The organism is Acinetobacter sp. 1424608 (assembly GCF_000588255.1).
Lineage (GTDB): Bacteria > Pseudomonadota > Gammaproteobacteria > Pseudomonadales > Moraxellaceae > Acinetobacter > Acinetobacter nosocomialis.
Genome location: NZ_JFXL01000010.1, coordinates 1 through 15,333, shown reverse-complemented (window position 1 = coordinate 15,333; position 15,333 = coordinate 1). Strand labels below are relative to the sequence as shown.

General features: G+C 41.5%; 12 protein-coding genes, 1 tRNA gene and 1 pseudogene. 1 reads left to right on the top strand and 13 read right to left on the bottom strand.

All coding sequences use genetic code 11. From position 1 onward, the window contains the following. Window positions 1-44: 44 nt before the first annotated feature. Window positions 45-923, bottom strand: a complete 879-nt coding sequence (locus J678_RS14725) for an alpha/beta fold hydrolase (protein WP_079377330.1) — start codon at window positions 921-923, stop codon at window positions 45-47. A 117-nt stretch (window positions 924-1,040) separates the two neighbouring features. Here J678_RS14725 and J678_RS14720 point away from each other — a divergent pair, with 117 nt between their 5' ends. Then, the gene (locus tag J678_RS14720; protein ID WP_031955856.1) at window positions 1,041-1,526 is read left to right on the top strand and encodes a DUF4442 domain-containing protein; all 486 of its coding nucleotides are present in this window, start codon (window positions 1,041-1,043) and stop codon (window positions 1,524-1,526) included. Window positions 1,527-1,567: 41 nt separating this feature from the next. On the opposite strand, the gene J678_RS14715 is transcribed toward J678_RS14720, so the two are convergent. From J678_RS14715 to J678_RS14660, 12 genes and pseudogenes are all read right to left on the bottom strand, one after another. After that, window positions 1,568-1,924 carry a hypothetical protein gene (locus tag J678_RS14715; RefSeq protein WP_023187972.1) on the bottom strand — a complete coding sequence of 119 codons (357 nt, stop codon included), beginning with the start codon at window positions 1,922-1,924 and terminating at the stop codon, window positions 1,568-1,570. A 211-nt stretch (window positions 1,925-2,135) separates the two neighbouring features. Continuing rightward, window positions 2,136-2,501: a hypothetical protein gene (locus J678_RS14710; protein ID WP_002157021.1), complete on the bottom strand. Its 366-nt coding sequence runs from the start codon at window positions 2,499-2,501 to the stop codon at window positions 2,136-2,138. A 166-nt stretch (window positions 2,502-2,667) separates the two neighbouring features. Beyond that, window positions 2,668-6,861, bottom strand: coding sequence for a DNA-directed RNA polymerase subunit beta' (rpoC, locus tag J678_RS14705; protein WP_002053534.1), 4,194 nt, complete (start codon window positions 6,859-6,861; stop codon window positions 2,668-2,670). An 86-nt stretch (window positions 6,862-6,947) separates the two neighbouring features. Further along, complete coding sequence (gene rpoB / locus J678_RS14700; RefSeq protein ID WP_004710883.1) at window positions 6,948-11,036, bottom strand: DNA-directed RNA polymerase subunit beta; 4,089 nt, start codon at window positions 11,034-11,036, stop codon at window positions 6,948-6,950. Window positions 11,037-11,340: 304 nt separating this feature from the next. Next, window positions 11,341-11,712 (bottom strand): 50S ribosomal protein L7/L12, encoded by a 372-nt coding sequence (rplL, locus tag J678_RS14695; RefSeq protein WP_001229360.1) that lies wholly within the window; start codon window positions 11,710-11,712, stop codon window positions 11,341-11,343. 42 nt (window positions 11,713-11,754) lie between these two features. Then, on the bottom strand, window positions 11,755-12,261 hold the full coding sequence (gene rplJ, locus J678_RS14690) for a 50S ribosomal protein L10 (RefSeq protein WP_002157004.1): 507 nt from the start codon (window positions 12,259-12,261) through the stop codon (window positions 11,755-11,757). Window positions 12,262-12,581: 320 nt separating this feature from the next. Next, on the bottom strand, window positions 12,582-13,277 hold the full coding sequence (gene rplA, locus J678_RS14685) for a 50S ribosomal protein L1 (protein WP_002156922.1): 696 nt from the start codon (window positions 13,275-13,277) through the stop codon (window positions 12,582-12,584). Between the two features lie 3 nt (window positions 13,278-13,280). Next, window positions 13,281-13,709 carry a 50S ribosomal protein L11 gene (gene rplK, locus J678_RS14680; RefSeq protein WP_001074682.1) on the bottom strand — a complete coding sequence of 143 codons (429 nt, stop codon included), beginning with the start codon at window positions 13,707-13,709 and terminating at the stop codon, window positions 13,281-13,283. 109 nt (window positions 13,710-13,818) lie between these two features. Then, window positions 13,819-14,352 carry a transcription termination/antitermination protein NusG gene (nusG, locus tag J678_RS14675; protein WP_002115092.1) on the bottom strand — a complete coding sequence of 178 codons (534 nt, stop codon included), beginning with the start codon at window positions 14,350-14,352 and terminating at the stop codon, window positions 13,819-13,821. 7 nt (window positions 14,353-14,359) lie between these two features. Further along, complete coding sequence (secE, locus tag J678_RS14670; protein WP_002157045.1) at window positions 14,360-14,800, bottom strand: preprotein translocase subunit SecE; 441 nt, start codon at window positions 14,798-14,800, stop codon at window positions 14,360-14,362. Between the two features lie 75 nt (window positions 14,801-14,875). Then, window positions 14,876-14,951: transfer RNA gene (locus tag J678_RS14665), tRNA-Trp, on the bottom strand. 60 nt (window positions 14,952-15,011) lie between these two features. After that, a pseudogene (locus J678_RS14660) lies at window positions 15,012-15,333 on the bottom strand (elongation factor Tu); the annotation flags it as partial.

Genomic DNA, 15,333 nt, shown 5'->3' with positions numbered 1-15,333 from the left:
AAATATCGCCAAATTATCAGTTTTGTAAATTAAACAGTCACTTATTAACTTTGTGATTCGATGAACTGACGAATATGTCCTGCCACTTTTTCAGCCTGACTCAGAATCGCCCAATGGTTTGCTTCAAGCTCAACATACTCAAAGTTTTCAACCCATTTTGGCATTGCTTCCGTAATATATTCAGGACTCACAAAAGTATCGTATTTTAAAATTATTGCTTTGACTGGACACTGTGCATAACGCTGGCGAGGAGCTGTTAAGCGAGGAATAAAATTCGCACGATATAAATTAATCCCGTATTTACCATCAGCAGAAATATTACTATTTAACGGTAAATTATCTTTTCTCTCTAAGTCTTTTAATATTTTGCCCCATTTTTCTGGAGTAAAAAGAGACCAGACCGTCGGAGCAATTAATGGTAAATGGAAAGCACCGATATACCATGATTTTGTTAGTATTTTTAAGATTTTTGCAGGCGTCGTTTTAAATTTATCTCTTAAAAAGAGCGAAGCATGATCTAAACAAGGACCAGAAATGGTTGTATAAGAGAGTAAACGGCCTTTAAATTTAGGTTCAGTTGCAGACTCCCAAGACTGAATTGATCCCCAATCATGGGCAGCCATATGGAACTGTCGATTTGGGAGTACTTCATCGACGACTTCTTGTAAGTCTAAAGATAAACGTTCTAAACGATAATCTCGTATTCGTTTAGGAATAGATGACAAACCCGCTCCACGGACATCATAAGTAACAATATAAAAATCATTGATCAAATGCTCAATGACTGATTCCCATACTTCCTGATTATCTGGATAACCATGTACTAAAACTAATGGAGTATTTTTCTCATCACCCCAAGCCTTAGCGCATAGAGTTTGTTGATCACTTGTTGTTACTGTATAAATCTTTGGCTGCATAATCATTTCCTATTTTGTTTTTCAATCGATCATGTCGTTAATCGGATAAAGCATTGCCATCAATATAAAAAAGATGATACTTATCTAGTATGACCAGTGTTGCAATAAAAAAAATTGACTATTATGGCTATTTTAAAAAAACTTCAGAACATTCCCTCAATTTCTAAATTCTTATTTAATTATTATCCTCCCTACCGCGGTGCAGGGATTCATATTGAAATCATGAATTTAGAGCTTTGTCATGTTCGCGTAAAAATGCCACTGACCTGGAAAAACCAAAATCTGGTAGGTACTCATTTTGGGGGTAGTCTTTATTCTATGGTTGATCCATTTTATATGCTGATTCTTATGCATCACCTTGGATCAAAATATATAGTTTGGGATAAAGCGGCTGAGATTAATTTTTTATCGCCTGGGCGAAGCACTGTTTATGCTGATATTCGAGTTGATTTAGCAGAAATTGAACAGATTCGAGAACTTGCCGAGAACTATGCTCCAGTGCTTAGAACATATCATTTAAATATTTTTGATGAATCAGGTGTGAGAATTGCTGAAGTGCAAAAGACGCTATACATCCGTAGAAAAAAGGTAAAAGCCTTATACCCATAAAAATAAGTGCCTAAAGGCACTTATTTTTATTTTAGTAAATTCTAACGCTTTTCTTCAATCGCAGCGCCGGCACCACCACCAAGTGCACCACCAATCGCAGCACCTGTGTCACCACCAAAAATGGCTTTCCCTACTACAGATCCAATACCGGCACCGATAGCACTACTTGTTGTGGAACTCTTATTACTACCCTTAGCATTCGCACCTACACCCGCACCAGCTGCTGCACCTACACCAGCACCTAGACCGCCACCGACATGGTTACCGACACCACCACCAACAGCACCGCCTAATGCTGCTGCACCAATACGCTGATCAGATGGACTCATATTCTGACAACCAGTGAACATGAATGCAGATAACATTAAAGTAGAAATTAAACCAATTGTTTTTTTCATGACCATACTCACTCCATTGTGCTCTAATCAAAGCATAATCTTCTTTTATGAGGAATTTGATCAGTTTATGTTATCGCACTGTGGCAATAGATTAATATTTTGTAAAAGCATTCTAGGTCTAGTTATTATTTAATTTCAATCTAATAAGCAAAGAAAATAGAAGCTCTTATTTTACAAAGAGCTTCTATTTTAAATATATTTAAAGGTACTTTTAGTATTTCCCTTTTTTCTCTTCATAGGCCGCGCCCGCACTACCACCAAGTGCACCACCTGCAGCAGCACCAGCATCACCACCAATCACTGCACCACCTAAGATTGCACCAACACCAGCACCAATTGCACTGTTACGTACAGTTTTACTGTTAGACCCTTTTGCATTTGCTGCAACGCCTGCGCCAAGAGCTGCCCCTAAACCTGCACCAATATTACCGCCTACATGTTTACCTACTGCACCCCCTGCACCGCCACCAATAGCTGCAGAACCAATACGTTTACTTTCTGGACTTGCATTTTGGCAACCTACAAATAGAGTGGTTGACATCAGACCCACACCTGCAATCATCATCATTTTTTTCATTGAAAGCTACTCCTCTACTCAGTTGTGCCTAGGATAGTATGCTTTCATGGAGAGTTTTTTCTCATTAAGTAATAGATTAAGAGTGCTTTAATAGACTTTTGTAAAAATAGCTTATTTTTTCCACAAAAAAGACGCCCTAAGGCGTCTTTTTAATAAAACTTTAAGCTTAGAATTGTTCTGAGTTTAAAGCTTGGCTAAATGCTTGGTCTACTTCGCTGAAGTCATTATGAAGCTCATGTTCTGCAGCTTCTGCTTCTTGACGACGACGTTCTAAATGGTATGCAAGACCAGTACCAGCTGGAATCAAGCGACCCACTACAACGTTCTCTTTCAAGCCGCGTAAATCATCTTCTTTACCTGTTACAGCCGCTTCAGTTAACACACGAGTTGTTTCCTGGAACGATGCAGCAGAGATGAACGAGTCAGTAGAAAGCGATGCTTTCGTAATACCCATCAATTGACGTTCAAACTTCGCAGGGAACTTGTTCTGAGCCAAGACAGCTTGGTTCTCTTGAACAACGCGGATGTAATCCACTTGTTCGCCTTTAATGAAGCTTGTATCACCACCATCGATGATATCAACTTTACGCAACATTTGACGTACGATAACTTCAATATGCTTATCGTTGATTTTTACACCTTGGAGACGGTAAACGTCTTGAACTTCGTTCACGATGTAGTTAGTTAAAGCAACTTCGCCTTTCAAGCGTAAGATGTCATGTGGGTTTTGTGGACCATCAGAAATGGTTTCACCACGGTTCACATGTTCACCTTCAAACACGTTGATTTGACGCCATTTTGGAATCAACTCTTCGTAAATTTCAGAACCGTCATCTGGAGTAATTACTAAACGGTTCTTACCTTTAGTCTCTTTACCAAAGCTTACGATACCAGACACTTCTGCCAAGATCGCGTGTTCTTTCGGCTTACGTGCTTCGAACAAGTCAGCAACACGTGGAAGACCACCGGTAATATCACGAGTACGTGAAGATTCTTGTGGTACACGACCAATAACGTCACCCACACCAATTGTTTCGCCATCACGAACGGTAACAATTGTGTTTTGTGGCAAGAAGTAGAACTGTTCGCCGCCATCAGCCGTATCCAATACGATTGCTGGACGTAAATCTTTACCAGAAGCAGGACGTGCTGTTACAGGCAAGATTTCAACAGTTGTCATACCAGTTGCATCATCAGTTTTCGATGTTGCAGTTACACCATCAGCGATTTGGCTGAAACGTGCTTTACCAGCAACTTCTGTTACTAATGGATGTGTATGCGGATCCCAAGTTGCAACAATACCACCTGCCTCAACGACTTCACCATCTTTCAACAAGATGCTTGCACCGTAAGGAAGTTTATAACGCTCACGCTCACGACCTAACTCATCGGCAATACCAATTTCACCTGAACGTGAAACTGAAACCAAGTGACCTTTCGCGTGTTGTACAGTTTTCACGTTGTGGAAACGTACAGTACCTTTGTTACGTACTTGAACACTGTTTGCAGCAGAAGTTCGGCTCGCAGCACCACCTACGTGGAACGTACGCATCGTTAACTGTGTACCTGGCTCACCAATTGATTGCGCAGCCATTACACCTACTGATTCACCTGGGTTCACCAAGTGACCACGTGCAAGGTCACGACCATAACAACGAGCACATACACCGAATGTAGATTCACATGCGATTACTGAACGTACTTTAACTTCATCGACACCAGCTTCTTCAAGCTGAGCTGCGATTTTCTCGTCAATTAACGTACCACGAGGTAATACAACTTCATCATCAGAGGCACGACGTACATCTTCAGCAGTTACACGACCTAATACACGGTCACGTAATGGCTCGATGACATCACCACCTTGAATGAATGGAGTCATTACTAGGCCGCCATTTGTACCACAATCAGGCTCAGTAATTACCAAGTCTTGTGCTACGTCTACAAGACGACGAGTCAAGTAACCAGAGTTCGCTGTTTTCAATGCTGTATCGGCCAAACCTTTACGCGCACCGTGTGTAGAAATAAAGTACTGAAGTACTGTTAAACCTTCACGGAAGTTCGCTTTAATCGGTGTCTCAATAATCGAGCCATCCGGTTTTGCCATCAAACCACGCATACCAGCAAGCTGACGAATCTGCGCCGCACTACCACGGGCACCAGAGTCAGACATCATATAGATGCTGTTGAATGATTTTTGCTTCTCGTCTTCACCTTGTTTGTTTTTCACAAGTGTGTAAGACAAGTTATCCATCATCGCTTTAGCAACTTGGTCGTTTGTACGCGCCCAAATATCGACAACTTTGTTATAACGCTCACCAGCAGTTACGAAACCTTGTTCGAACTGTTGTTCGATTTCACGAACTTCTGTTTCAGCTTTATCAATAATTGTGTGCTTAGTAGGTGGGATTAACATGTCTTCCATACCTACAGATACACCTGAACGAGTCGCTTGACGGAAGCCCAAGTACATTAACTGGTCAGCGAAGATAACTGTATCTTTCAAACCAAGTTTACGGTAGCAAGAGTTGATTAACTTCGAGATGTTCTTTTTAGTCATCTCAAGGTTGATCATGTCAAAGCTTAAACCTTCTGGAACAACTTCCCAAAGTAAGCAACGACCTGGTGTCGTATCAACAATAATAGTTTGCTGTTCACGCTCACCATTTTCATTGATAACAGTTTGATGCACACGTACTTTAACACGAGCATGAATCGCAACTTGACCAGTTGCAAGTGCACGGTTTACTTCGTGAGTATCCGCAAACACCATGCCTTCACCTTTAGCATTTACTGCATCACGTGTGATGTAGTAAAGACCCAAGACAACGTCCTGAGAAGGAACGATGATTGGCTCACCGTTTGCTGGTGACAAGATGTTGTTTGTTGACATCATCAATGCACGAGCTTCTAACTGTGCTTCAAGCGTCAATGGAACGTGTACCGCCATTTGGTCACCATCGAAGTCGGCGTTAAACGCAGCACAAACGAGTGGGTGAAGACGGATTGCCTTACCTTCAATAAGAATAGGTTCAAATGCTTGAAGACCTAAACGGTGAAGTGTTGGCGCACGGTTCAACATTACTGGATGTTGACGAATTACAGATGCAAGAACGTCCCAAACTTCCGGAGTCTCACGTTCAACCATTTTCTTCGCAGCTTTAATGGTTGTTGCCTGACCTGAAGCTTGTAATTTCGCGAAAATGAATGGCTTGAATAATTCAAGAGCCATTTTCTTCGGAAGACCACATTGGTGAAGACGTAAAGTAGGACCTACAGTAATTACCGAACGACCAGAGTAGTCAACACGCTTACCTAACAAGTTCTGACGGAAACGACCTTGTTTACCTTTGATCATGTCTGCCAAAGATTTTAATGGACGTTTGTTAGAACCAGTAATTGCACGACCACGACGACCGTTATCAAGCAACGCATCTACAGACTCTTGTAACATACGTTTTTCGTTACGTACGATGATGTCCGGCGCTGCAAGGTCAAGAAGACGCTTCAAACGGTTGTTACGGTTAATTACACGACGATATAAATCGTTCAAGTCAGAAGTCGCGAAACGACCACCTTCAAGTGGAACTAATGGACGTAAATCTGGTGGAAGCACCGGAAGTACATTCATTACCATCCATTCTGGCTTGTTGTTCGAGTCTTTGAATGCTTCCATCAATTTCAAGCGTTTAGATGCTTTTTTCAACTTCGTTTCAGAAGTTGTTTGAGGAATTTCTTCACGTAAACGAGCAATCTCAGCTTCAAGATCAATGTCTTTCAACAAGTCTTGAACTGCTTCCGCACCCATTTTTGCAACGAACTCGTCACCGTGCTCTTCTAAAGCTGTAAAGTATTCTTCGTCATTAAGAAGTTGATACTTTTCGAAAGGCGTCATGCCAGGATCAGTAACAACATATGATTCGAAATACAATACACGTTCGATATCACGAAGTGTCATATCAAGTAATAAACCGATACGGCTAGGTAACGATTTTAAGAACCAGATATGCGCAACTGGAGAAGCAAGTTCAATGTGACCCATACGTTCACGACGAACTTTCGCTGTAGTTACTTCAACGCCACATTTTTCACAAATGACGCCTTTGTATTTCATACGCTTGTATTTACCACACAAGCATTCGTAATCTTTTACTGGACCAAAGATTTTGGCACAGAATAAACCGTCACGTTCTGGCTTGAACGTACGATAGTTGATCGTCTCAGGTTTTTTAACTTCACCATGAGACCATGACTTAATCATTTCTGGTGACGCAAGACCAATACGGATACGGTCGAACTCAACTGGCGCATGACCATCTGAATCCGTTTTCTTACGCATGATATCGAGCAAGTCTTTCAATTTTTTTCTCCGTGTGTCGGGAAGCCTCGCTTACCCGACTGGGTCACAAATATTGTTTTTTCCTAAAAAATCGTGAGTCTTACGACTTAATCACCATTTTTCAGTTCAATGTTGATACCTAAAGAACGGATCTCTTTGGTCAATACGTTGAACGATTCAGGCATACCCGGATCCATATAATGGTTACCATCTACAATATTCTTATAGATGCGAGTACGGCCTTCAACGTCATCCGACTTCACTGTGAGCATTTCTTGGAGTGTATATGCTGCACCGTATGCTTCAAGTGCCCATACTTCCATCTCACCGAAACGCTGACCACCGAATTGTGCTTTACCACCAAGCGGTTGTTGTGTAACTAATGAGTAAGAACCAGTTGAACGCGCATGCATCTTGTCATCAACCAAGTGGTTCAACTTCAACATGTACATGTAACCAACAGTTACTGGACGGTCAAACTGTTCACCTGTACGTCCATCAAACAATACTGTTTGACCTGTACGTGAAATGTCAGCCAACTCAAGTAAATCTTTAATTTGACTTTCTTCAGCACCATCAAATACAGGAGTAGCCAAAGGAACACCAGCACGCAAGTTGCCTGAAAGTGCTAGGATTTCATCATCAGTCAAGCTATCAAGATCTTCTTGCTCGCCACCGACTTTGTTATAAATCTTGTCTAAGAATTCACGTAGTTCTAAAACTGTACGCTGTTCTTTCAACATTTTTTCGATTTTGTCCCCAAGCCCTTTAGCCGCCATACCCAAGTGAGTCTCGAGAATCTGACCCACGTTCATACGAGATGGTACGCCCAACGGGTTCAATACGATATCTACAGGTACACCGTTCGCATCGTGTGGCATGTCTTCAACAGGTAAGATGTTAGAAACAACACCCTTGTTACCATGACGACCAGCCATCTTATCACCAGGCTGAATACGACGTTTAACAGCTAAGTAAACTTTAACAACTTTCAATACGCCAGTTGTTAACTCATCACCTGTTGCAAGCTTACGTTTCTTCTCAGCGAATTTCTCATCAATTTCTGCGCTCTTCTCTTTCAAGAACACTTGAATCTGAGTTAAACGCTCAGCAATTGCTTCATCTGTCGGTTGAATTTCAAGTAAATCAACAAGCTCTAAACCAGACAATAAATCTTCAGAAAGTTTATCGCCACGTTTAGTTGAACCACCGCCATTAGACTCTTGGCCTTTAAGTAAACGGATTACACGTTCACGAGCCGCTTCTTCGAAGATTTTATATTCTTCTTTCAAGTCTTTACGATAAGAATCAAGCTGTGCTTTTTCAATCGCTAATGCACGGTCATCTTTCTCTAAGCCATCACGAGTGAAGACTTGAACGTCGATAACTGTACCTTTAGTACCAGATGGAACACGTAAAGATGAATCTTTAACGTCAGCAGCTTTTTCACCAAAGATTGCACGAAGCAATTTTTCTTCAGGAGTTAACTGAGTTTCGCCTTTAGGCGTTACTTTACCAACTAAGATGTCACCAGCAGTAACTTCAGCACCGATATAAACGATACCTGATTCATCAAGTTTAGAAAGCGCAGCTTCACCTACGTTAGGAATATCGGCAGTAATTTCTTCTGCACCTAACTTAGTATCACGTGCCACACATGACAATTCTTGAATATGAATAGAAGTTAAACGGTCTTCTTGAAGAACACGTTCAGATAATAAGATCGAGTCTTCATAGTTGTAACCATTCCATGTCATGAACGCTACACGCATGTTTTGACCAAGCGCAAGTTCACCCATGTCTGTTGACGGACCATCTGCCAAGATGTCACCACGAGCAACTTTGTCGCCCAAATTCACGATAACATTTTGGTTAATACAAGTATTTTGGTTCGAACGTGTATATTTGATGAGGTTATAGATATCTACACCTGCCTCACCTGCAACCATTTCATCTTCGTTTACACGAATAACGATACGAGAAGCATCTACATATTCAATTACACCACCACGGTTTGCGATTACACACACACCCGAATCACGTGCTACGTTCGCTTCCATACCAGTACCAACAAGAGGCTTGTCAGCACGTAAAGTAGGAACAGCCTGACGTTGCATGTTCGAACCCATCAATGCACGGTTCGCGTCATCGTGTTCAAGGAATGGAATAAGTGATGCAGCAACAGATACAACCTGCTGTGCAGAAACGTCCATATGCGTCACTTTTTCAGGTGGCATACGTACGAATTCACCTTGGTGACGAACAGAAACAAATTCTTCTGTTAAGTTGCCATCTTTATCTACTGCTGAGTCGGCCTGTGCAATAACAGTACCTACTTCTTCAATTGCAGATAAATATTCAACATCATCAGTTACACGACCATCTACAACTTTACGGTATGGTGTTTCCAAGAAACCGAAGTCATTCGCTTTTGCATATACAGAAAGCGAGTTAATCAAACCAATGTTTGGACCTTCAGGCGTTTCAATTGGACACACACGACCATAGTGAGTTTGATGTACGTCACGTACTTCAAAGCCTGCACGTTCACGTGTTAAACCACCTGGGCCAAGCGCAGATACACGACGCTTATGTGTAATCTCAGATAATGGGTTGTTTTGGTCCATGAATTGAGATAACTGGCTTGAACCAAAGAATTCTTTGATTGCAGCAGCAACTGGCTTAGCATTAATCAAGTCTTGTGGAGACAAGTTATCAGTTTCTGCTTGGCTTAAACGCTCTTTAACAGCACGCTCAACACGTACTAAACCAACACGGAATTGGTTCTCTGTCATTTCACCAACAGAACGTACACGACGGTTACCTAAATGGTCGATATCGTCTACTTCGCCTTTACCGTTACGGATTTCAACCAACGTACGTAATACATCGATGATATCTTCGTGCGATAAAATACCTTCAACTTCACGAGATTTTTGATCAGTGCCAACTTCGTAAGGACGACCTAGACGACGGTTGAACTTCATACGACCTACTGGAGATAAGTCATAACGCTCAGAAGAGAAGAATAAGTTATTGAATAGGTTTTCAGCAGCTTCTTTTGTTGGCGGCTCGCCTGGACGCATCACTTTGTAGATTTCTACTAATGCTTCTTCACGTCCCGCTGTTGTGTCTGCACGCAATGTATCAGCAACAAATGAACCACGGTCGATGTCATTTGTGAATAGGATGTTAAATTGTTTAACACCACCTTCTGCCAACTTCACCATTACTTCATGGCTTAACAACGTATTTGCAGCAATTACTTCACCATCACGTAAAGTAATATCTTCAGCCGTAATACGTTCATATAAGTATTCATCAGGAACTGAAAGTTTAGTTAAACCTGCAGCTTCCATTTGACGTACGTGACGCGCATTAATACGTTTGCCTTGCTCAACAATGACTTTACCTTCATTGTCAGCAATATCAAATTGAGCCATTTCACCACGTAAACGCTCAGGAACAAGGTCAATTTGATAGCTGCCCATGTCAAGATACACAGGTACTTTTTCGTAGAACAAATTCAAGATTTGTTCATTGTTATAACCTAGTGCACGTAACACAACAGTAGCAAGTAATTTACGACGACGGTCAATACGTACGTAAACAAGGTCTTTTGCATCAAATTCAAAGTCTAACCATGAACCACGGTAAGGAATGATACGTGCTGAATACAACACTTTACCACTTGAGTGAGTCTTACCTTTATCATGGTCAAAGAATACGCCTGGTGAACGGTGTAATTGAGATACGATTACACGCTCAGTACCATTGATAACAAAGGTACCGTTTTCAGTCATGAGTGGAATTTCACCCATATAGACTTCTTGTTCACGTACGTCTTTAATTGATTTAGTTTCGCGATCTTTAATAATCAAACGAATTTTAACGCGCATTGGTGCCGCATAAGTCGAACCACGAAGAATACATTCGCGTACATCGAACTCAGGTTTACCAAGGCTATACTCAACAAATTCTAAAGCAGCATTGCCAGAATAACTTTCGATAGGAAAAACTGAACGAAATGCGGCTTGGAGACCGATATCTTCGCGGTTTTTTGGAGTTTTGCCATCTTGCAAGAATGTTCTGTACGAATCGACCTGAATCGATAGTAAGTACGGTGCATCCATTACTTGGGGCAATTTACCAAAATTCTTACGGATCCGTTTCTTTTCGGTATATGAGTATGCCATCTGGAGTCCTCGGAAAGTAAACTAAGCCCGCCTGCAGAACGGGCTCAGAAGGAATTACGCAGGCCGATATGGCCACCACTGTTTACAAATGCTGCAATTTTTAGTGGTATAAAAACGCTTAACAATATTTTTAAAAAAGAAAAATATTGGTAAACATTTGAAATTTCTTGTTTTATTTAGATTTTTCTAAAAATCAAACAAAACTAACAAAAATCGAGCCGATTATTGTAACGCAAAAAGGCTGATGACCCAAGAGCCATCAGCCATTTTATGGAGCCGATTTAAAAACCGACTCCTTTTACAATTACTTAAGTGTAACTGTAGCACCAGCTTCTTCAAGTTTCTTCTTAAGTTCTTCGCCTTCTTCTTTAGAAACGCCTTCTTTAAGAACTTGAGGAGCACCTTCAACTAGGTCTTTAGCTTCTTTAAGACCAAGGCCAGTTGCTTCACGAACTGCTTTAATAACAGCTACTTTGTTAGCACCGAAAGAAGTCAACTCAACGTTGAATTCAGATTGTTCTTCAGCAGCTGCAGCAGCGCCACCAGCTGGAGCAGCAACAGCAACAGCTGCAGCTGAAACGTTGAATTTCTCTTCGAAAGCAGAAATTAATTCAACAAGTTCAAGAACAGTTTTTTCAGCAACTGCGTTTAAGATTTCTTCGTTAGTTAAAGCCATGAGAATAACTCCAAATGGATATTGAATGGTGTGTAAAATTGATTAAGCAGCTTCTGACTCGTTTTTCTCTTTGAGCGCTGTAATGAGGCGACCCAATTTCGAAATAGGAGCTTGAAGAACAGAGGCAAGCATAGTAAGCGCTTTCTCTTGGTTTGGAAGATTAGCAATTACGCTAACATCAGCACCTTGATAAACTTTGCCGTCAAATGCAGCAGCTTTTAATTCAAATGCTTTGTTAGTTTTTGCAAATTCTTCAAACAAGCGTGCAGCTGCACCCATGTCATCTTCAGAAGTTGAAAAACCTAGAATTGTTGGACCAACAAGGTTGTCGTTCAAGATATCAAATTGAGTACCTTGGAATGCGCGCTTAGCCAAAGTGTTACGTACGATACGTGTAGTTACACCTAACTTACGAGCTTCAACACGAAGTGTTGTTAATTGCTCTACGCTTAAACCTTGATAGTCAGCAACAACGGCTGCAAACGCTTTAGAAGCAACTTCACTTACTTCTGAAACGATCTGTTTTTTGTCTTCGATAAGAAGAGCCATTGTAAAACCTCCTAAGGTGATTTATGCACCCAATGGGCACACTCCCAATTCGTAAGCCTTTCGACTTACACGCGGAGGAGGAACAAATCACACCACCGCGTCTACGCAGGCTGGATTATTAAGAAAAGCCGCTATCCGAAAATAACACCTCCTCGCCTGAGGTCTTTGACGCTGATAAATTCTCATTCATCAATTCAAAGTCCGCCTGATAAGCAAGAGTCAAAGCGTTGCGTTAACTGCGCAAAAAATAGAAACTTATTTCTATTTTTGCTACCTACTCAATCAGGACTTTAAAATTCTGTACAGAACTAAGTTAAAACTTAGTTAGAAACGTTGTTTACATCAACAGTAAGACCAGGACCCATAGTTGAGCTCAAAGTGATCTTTTTGATGTATACACCTTTAGAAGTTGCAGGTTTTAACTTTTTCAAGTCAGCAACTAAAGTTTCAACGTTTTGACGGATTGCAGCAGCATCAAAGCCAACTTGACCAATCGCAGCGTGGATAATACCCGCTTTGTCTACACGGTAACGAGCCTGACCAGATTTTGCGTTTTTAACAGCATTCGCAACATCAGGAGTTACAGTACCTACTTTAGGGTTTGGCATTAAACCACGTGGACCAAGAATTGTACCGAGCTTACCAACAACACGCATAGCGTCTGGAGCAGCGATCACAACATCAAAGTCAAGGTTTCCACCTTGGATGCTTTCAGCAAGGTCATCAAAACCTACAACATCAGCACCAGCTTCTTTAGCAGCTTCTGCTTGAGCGCCTTGAGCAAATACAGCTACACGTACAGTTTTACCAGTACCTGCAGGTAATGTAGTCGCACCACGAACAACCTGGTCAGATTTACGTGGATCTACACCAAGGTTTACAGAGATGTCTAAAGATTCTTTGAACTTTGCAGCAGGCAAGCTGTTAAGAACCTGTACTGCTTCTTCCAAAGTGTAAACTTTGTTTGCTTCAACAGCAGCAGCAATGGCTTTTTGACGTTTAGTTAACTTTGCCATGTCTTATAGCTCCACTTCCAAGCCCATAGAACGTGCAGAACCAGCGATGGTACGAACACGCGCGTCTAAATCAGCACCAGTTAAGTCTGGCTCTTTAGTAGTCGCGATTTCTTCTAATTGAGCACGAGTCAACTTACCAACTTTAGTTTTGTTAGGTACAGATGAACCCTTTTGGATACCAGCAGCTTTCTTAAGAAGAATAGAAGCTGGAGGAGTTTTCATGATGAATGTGAACGACTTGTCGTTGTACACAGTAATCACTACAGGAATTGGAAGACCTGGTTCAACTTTTTGTGTAGCAGCATTGAATTCTTTACAGAATGCCATGATGTTTACACCACGTTGACCTAGTGCAGGACCAATTGGTGGAGATGGATTTGCTTTACCAGCTGGAACTTGCAGCTTGATATAGCCGTCAATCTTCTTAGCCATTTTAAAATACCTCTGGGTACAGGCGCCGTTAGGCTCCCCAATTTCTACGTAACAATACTGTTACAACAACAATGACCGATAAAATCGGGCGCTTTTCAACCAATTAAGATTAAATCGTTTTTTCGACTTGGCGAAATTCGAGTTCAACCTGAGTTGGTCGATTAAACACGTTAATCGTCAACGTTAAACGTGACTTGTCGTATTGAACCTCTTCCACCACACCTTTAAAGTCTGTGAATGGACCGTCAATAACGAGTAATTCTTCACCTGGTTCAAACATCGTCTTAGGACGTGGAGCTTCACCAGTATTACGTACACGCGCAAGAATCGCATCTGCTTCACGTTGAGTGATTGGCGCAGGTTTTTCAGGTGTACCCCCGATAAAACCTAATACTTTTGGACATTCTTTAACAATGTGCCAAGTATCATCATTCATTTCCATTTCAACTAACACATAGCCAGGAAAGAATTTACGCTCAGATTTACGTTTCTTACCATCCTTCATTTCTACCACTTCTTCGGTAGGAACTAGGACATCACCAAAGCTATCGGCAACAGCGCTACGCTGGATTCGTTCTGTAAGTGAACGCATCACTTGTTTTTCATAACCAGAGTAGGCATGAATAATGTACCAACGTTTCATAGCTCTTTTACCCGATAATCAACTTAATTAACCAACCCAAACCATAGTCAAAGCACCATAATACTAACGATGCAACAACTACAACCAATAGAACCTGCCACGATGTAGTGACTGTTTCTTGTTTTGTTGGCCAAGTTACTCGACGCAATTCGACTCGTGCATCTTTCAGCAAACGAACGAAGCCTTTACCTTGATGGGTGGCGTATAATAAACCTAAAGCCACAACGATACAAGCAAAAATTACCCCAACGCGCACCCATACATTATTTGCAGGGGCCCAATACGCTGGTAAATGCTGATTCACCATGGTAGCCGAGAGCAATAATGCAATTGCTATCACCCATAGAACGATATCTAAAGGCGAACCAGTACGAACAACTTCAGCAGAATTATTTCTTTGAGGAATTGGCGCGTCGCTCAATGCGTCACGCGATTTATCATTCGACATTTTTGTACTCGTCGTAGAACTCGCGACTTATTATATGAACAACTAAGCCAGCATCAAGCTTTTTATTTCAAAATATGGCAGGGCAGGAGGGGCTCGAACCCCCAACATTCGGTTTTGGAGACCGACGCTCTACCAATTGAACTACTGACCTATAAAGCAAGTTGAGAGCCAAAGCTCTCAACTTGAGACGTAATACGTCACTATATTATGCTTATGCAGTTACTTTCGCAACAACACCAGCACCTACAGTACGACCCCCTTCACGGATCGCAAAACGTAGACCTGGGTCCATTGCGATTGGGTGGATTAATTCTACTGACATTTCAACGTTGTCACCTGGCATTACCATTTCAACGCCTTCTTTCAACTGGATCGCACCAGTTACGTCAGTTGTACGGAAGTAGAACTGTGGACGGTAACCATTTAAGAATGGAGTGTGACGACCACCTTCTTCTTTAGAAAGCACGTATACTTCTGCGTCGAATTTAGTGTGCGGCTTGATTGTACCTGGTTTAGCAAGTACTTGACCACGT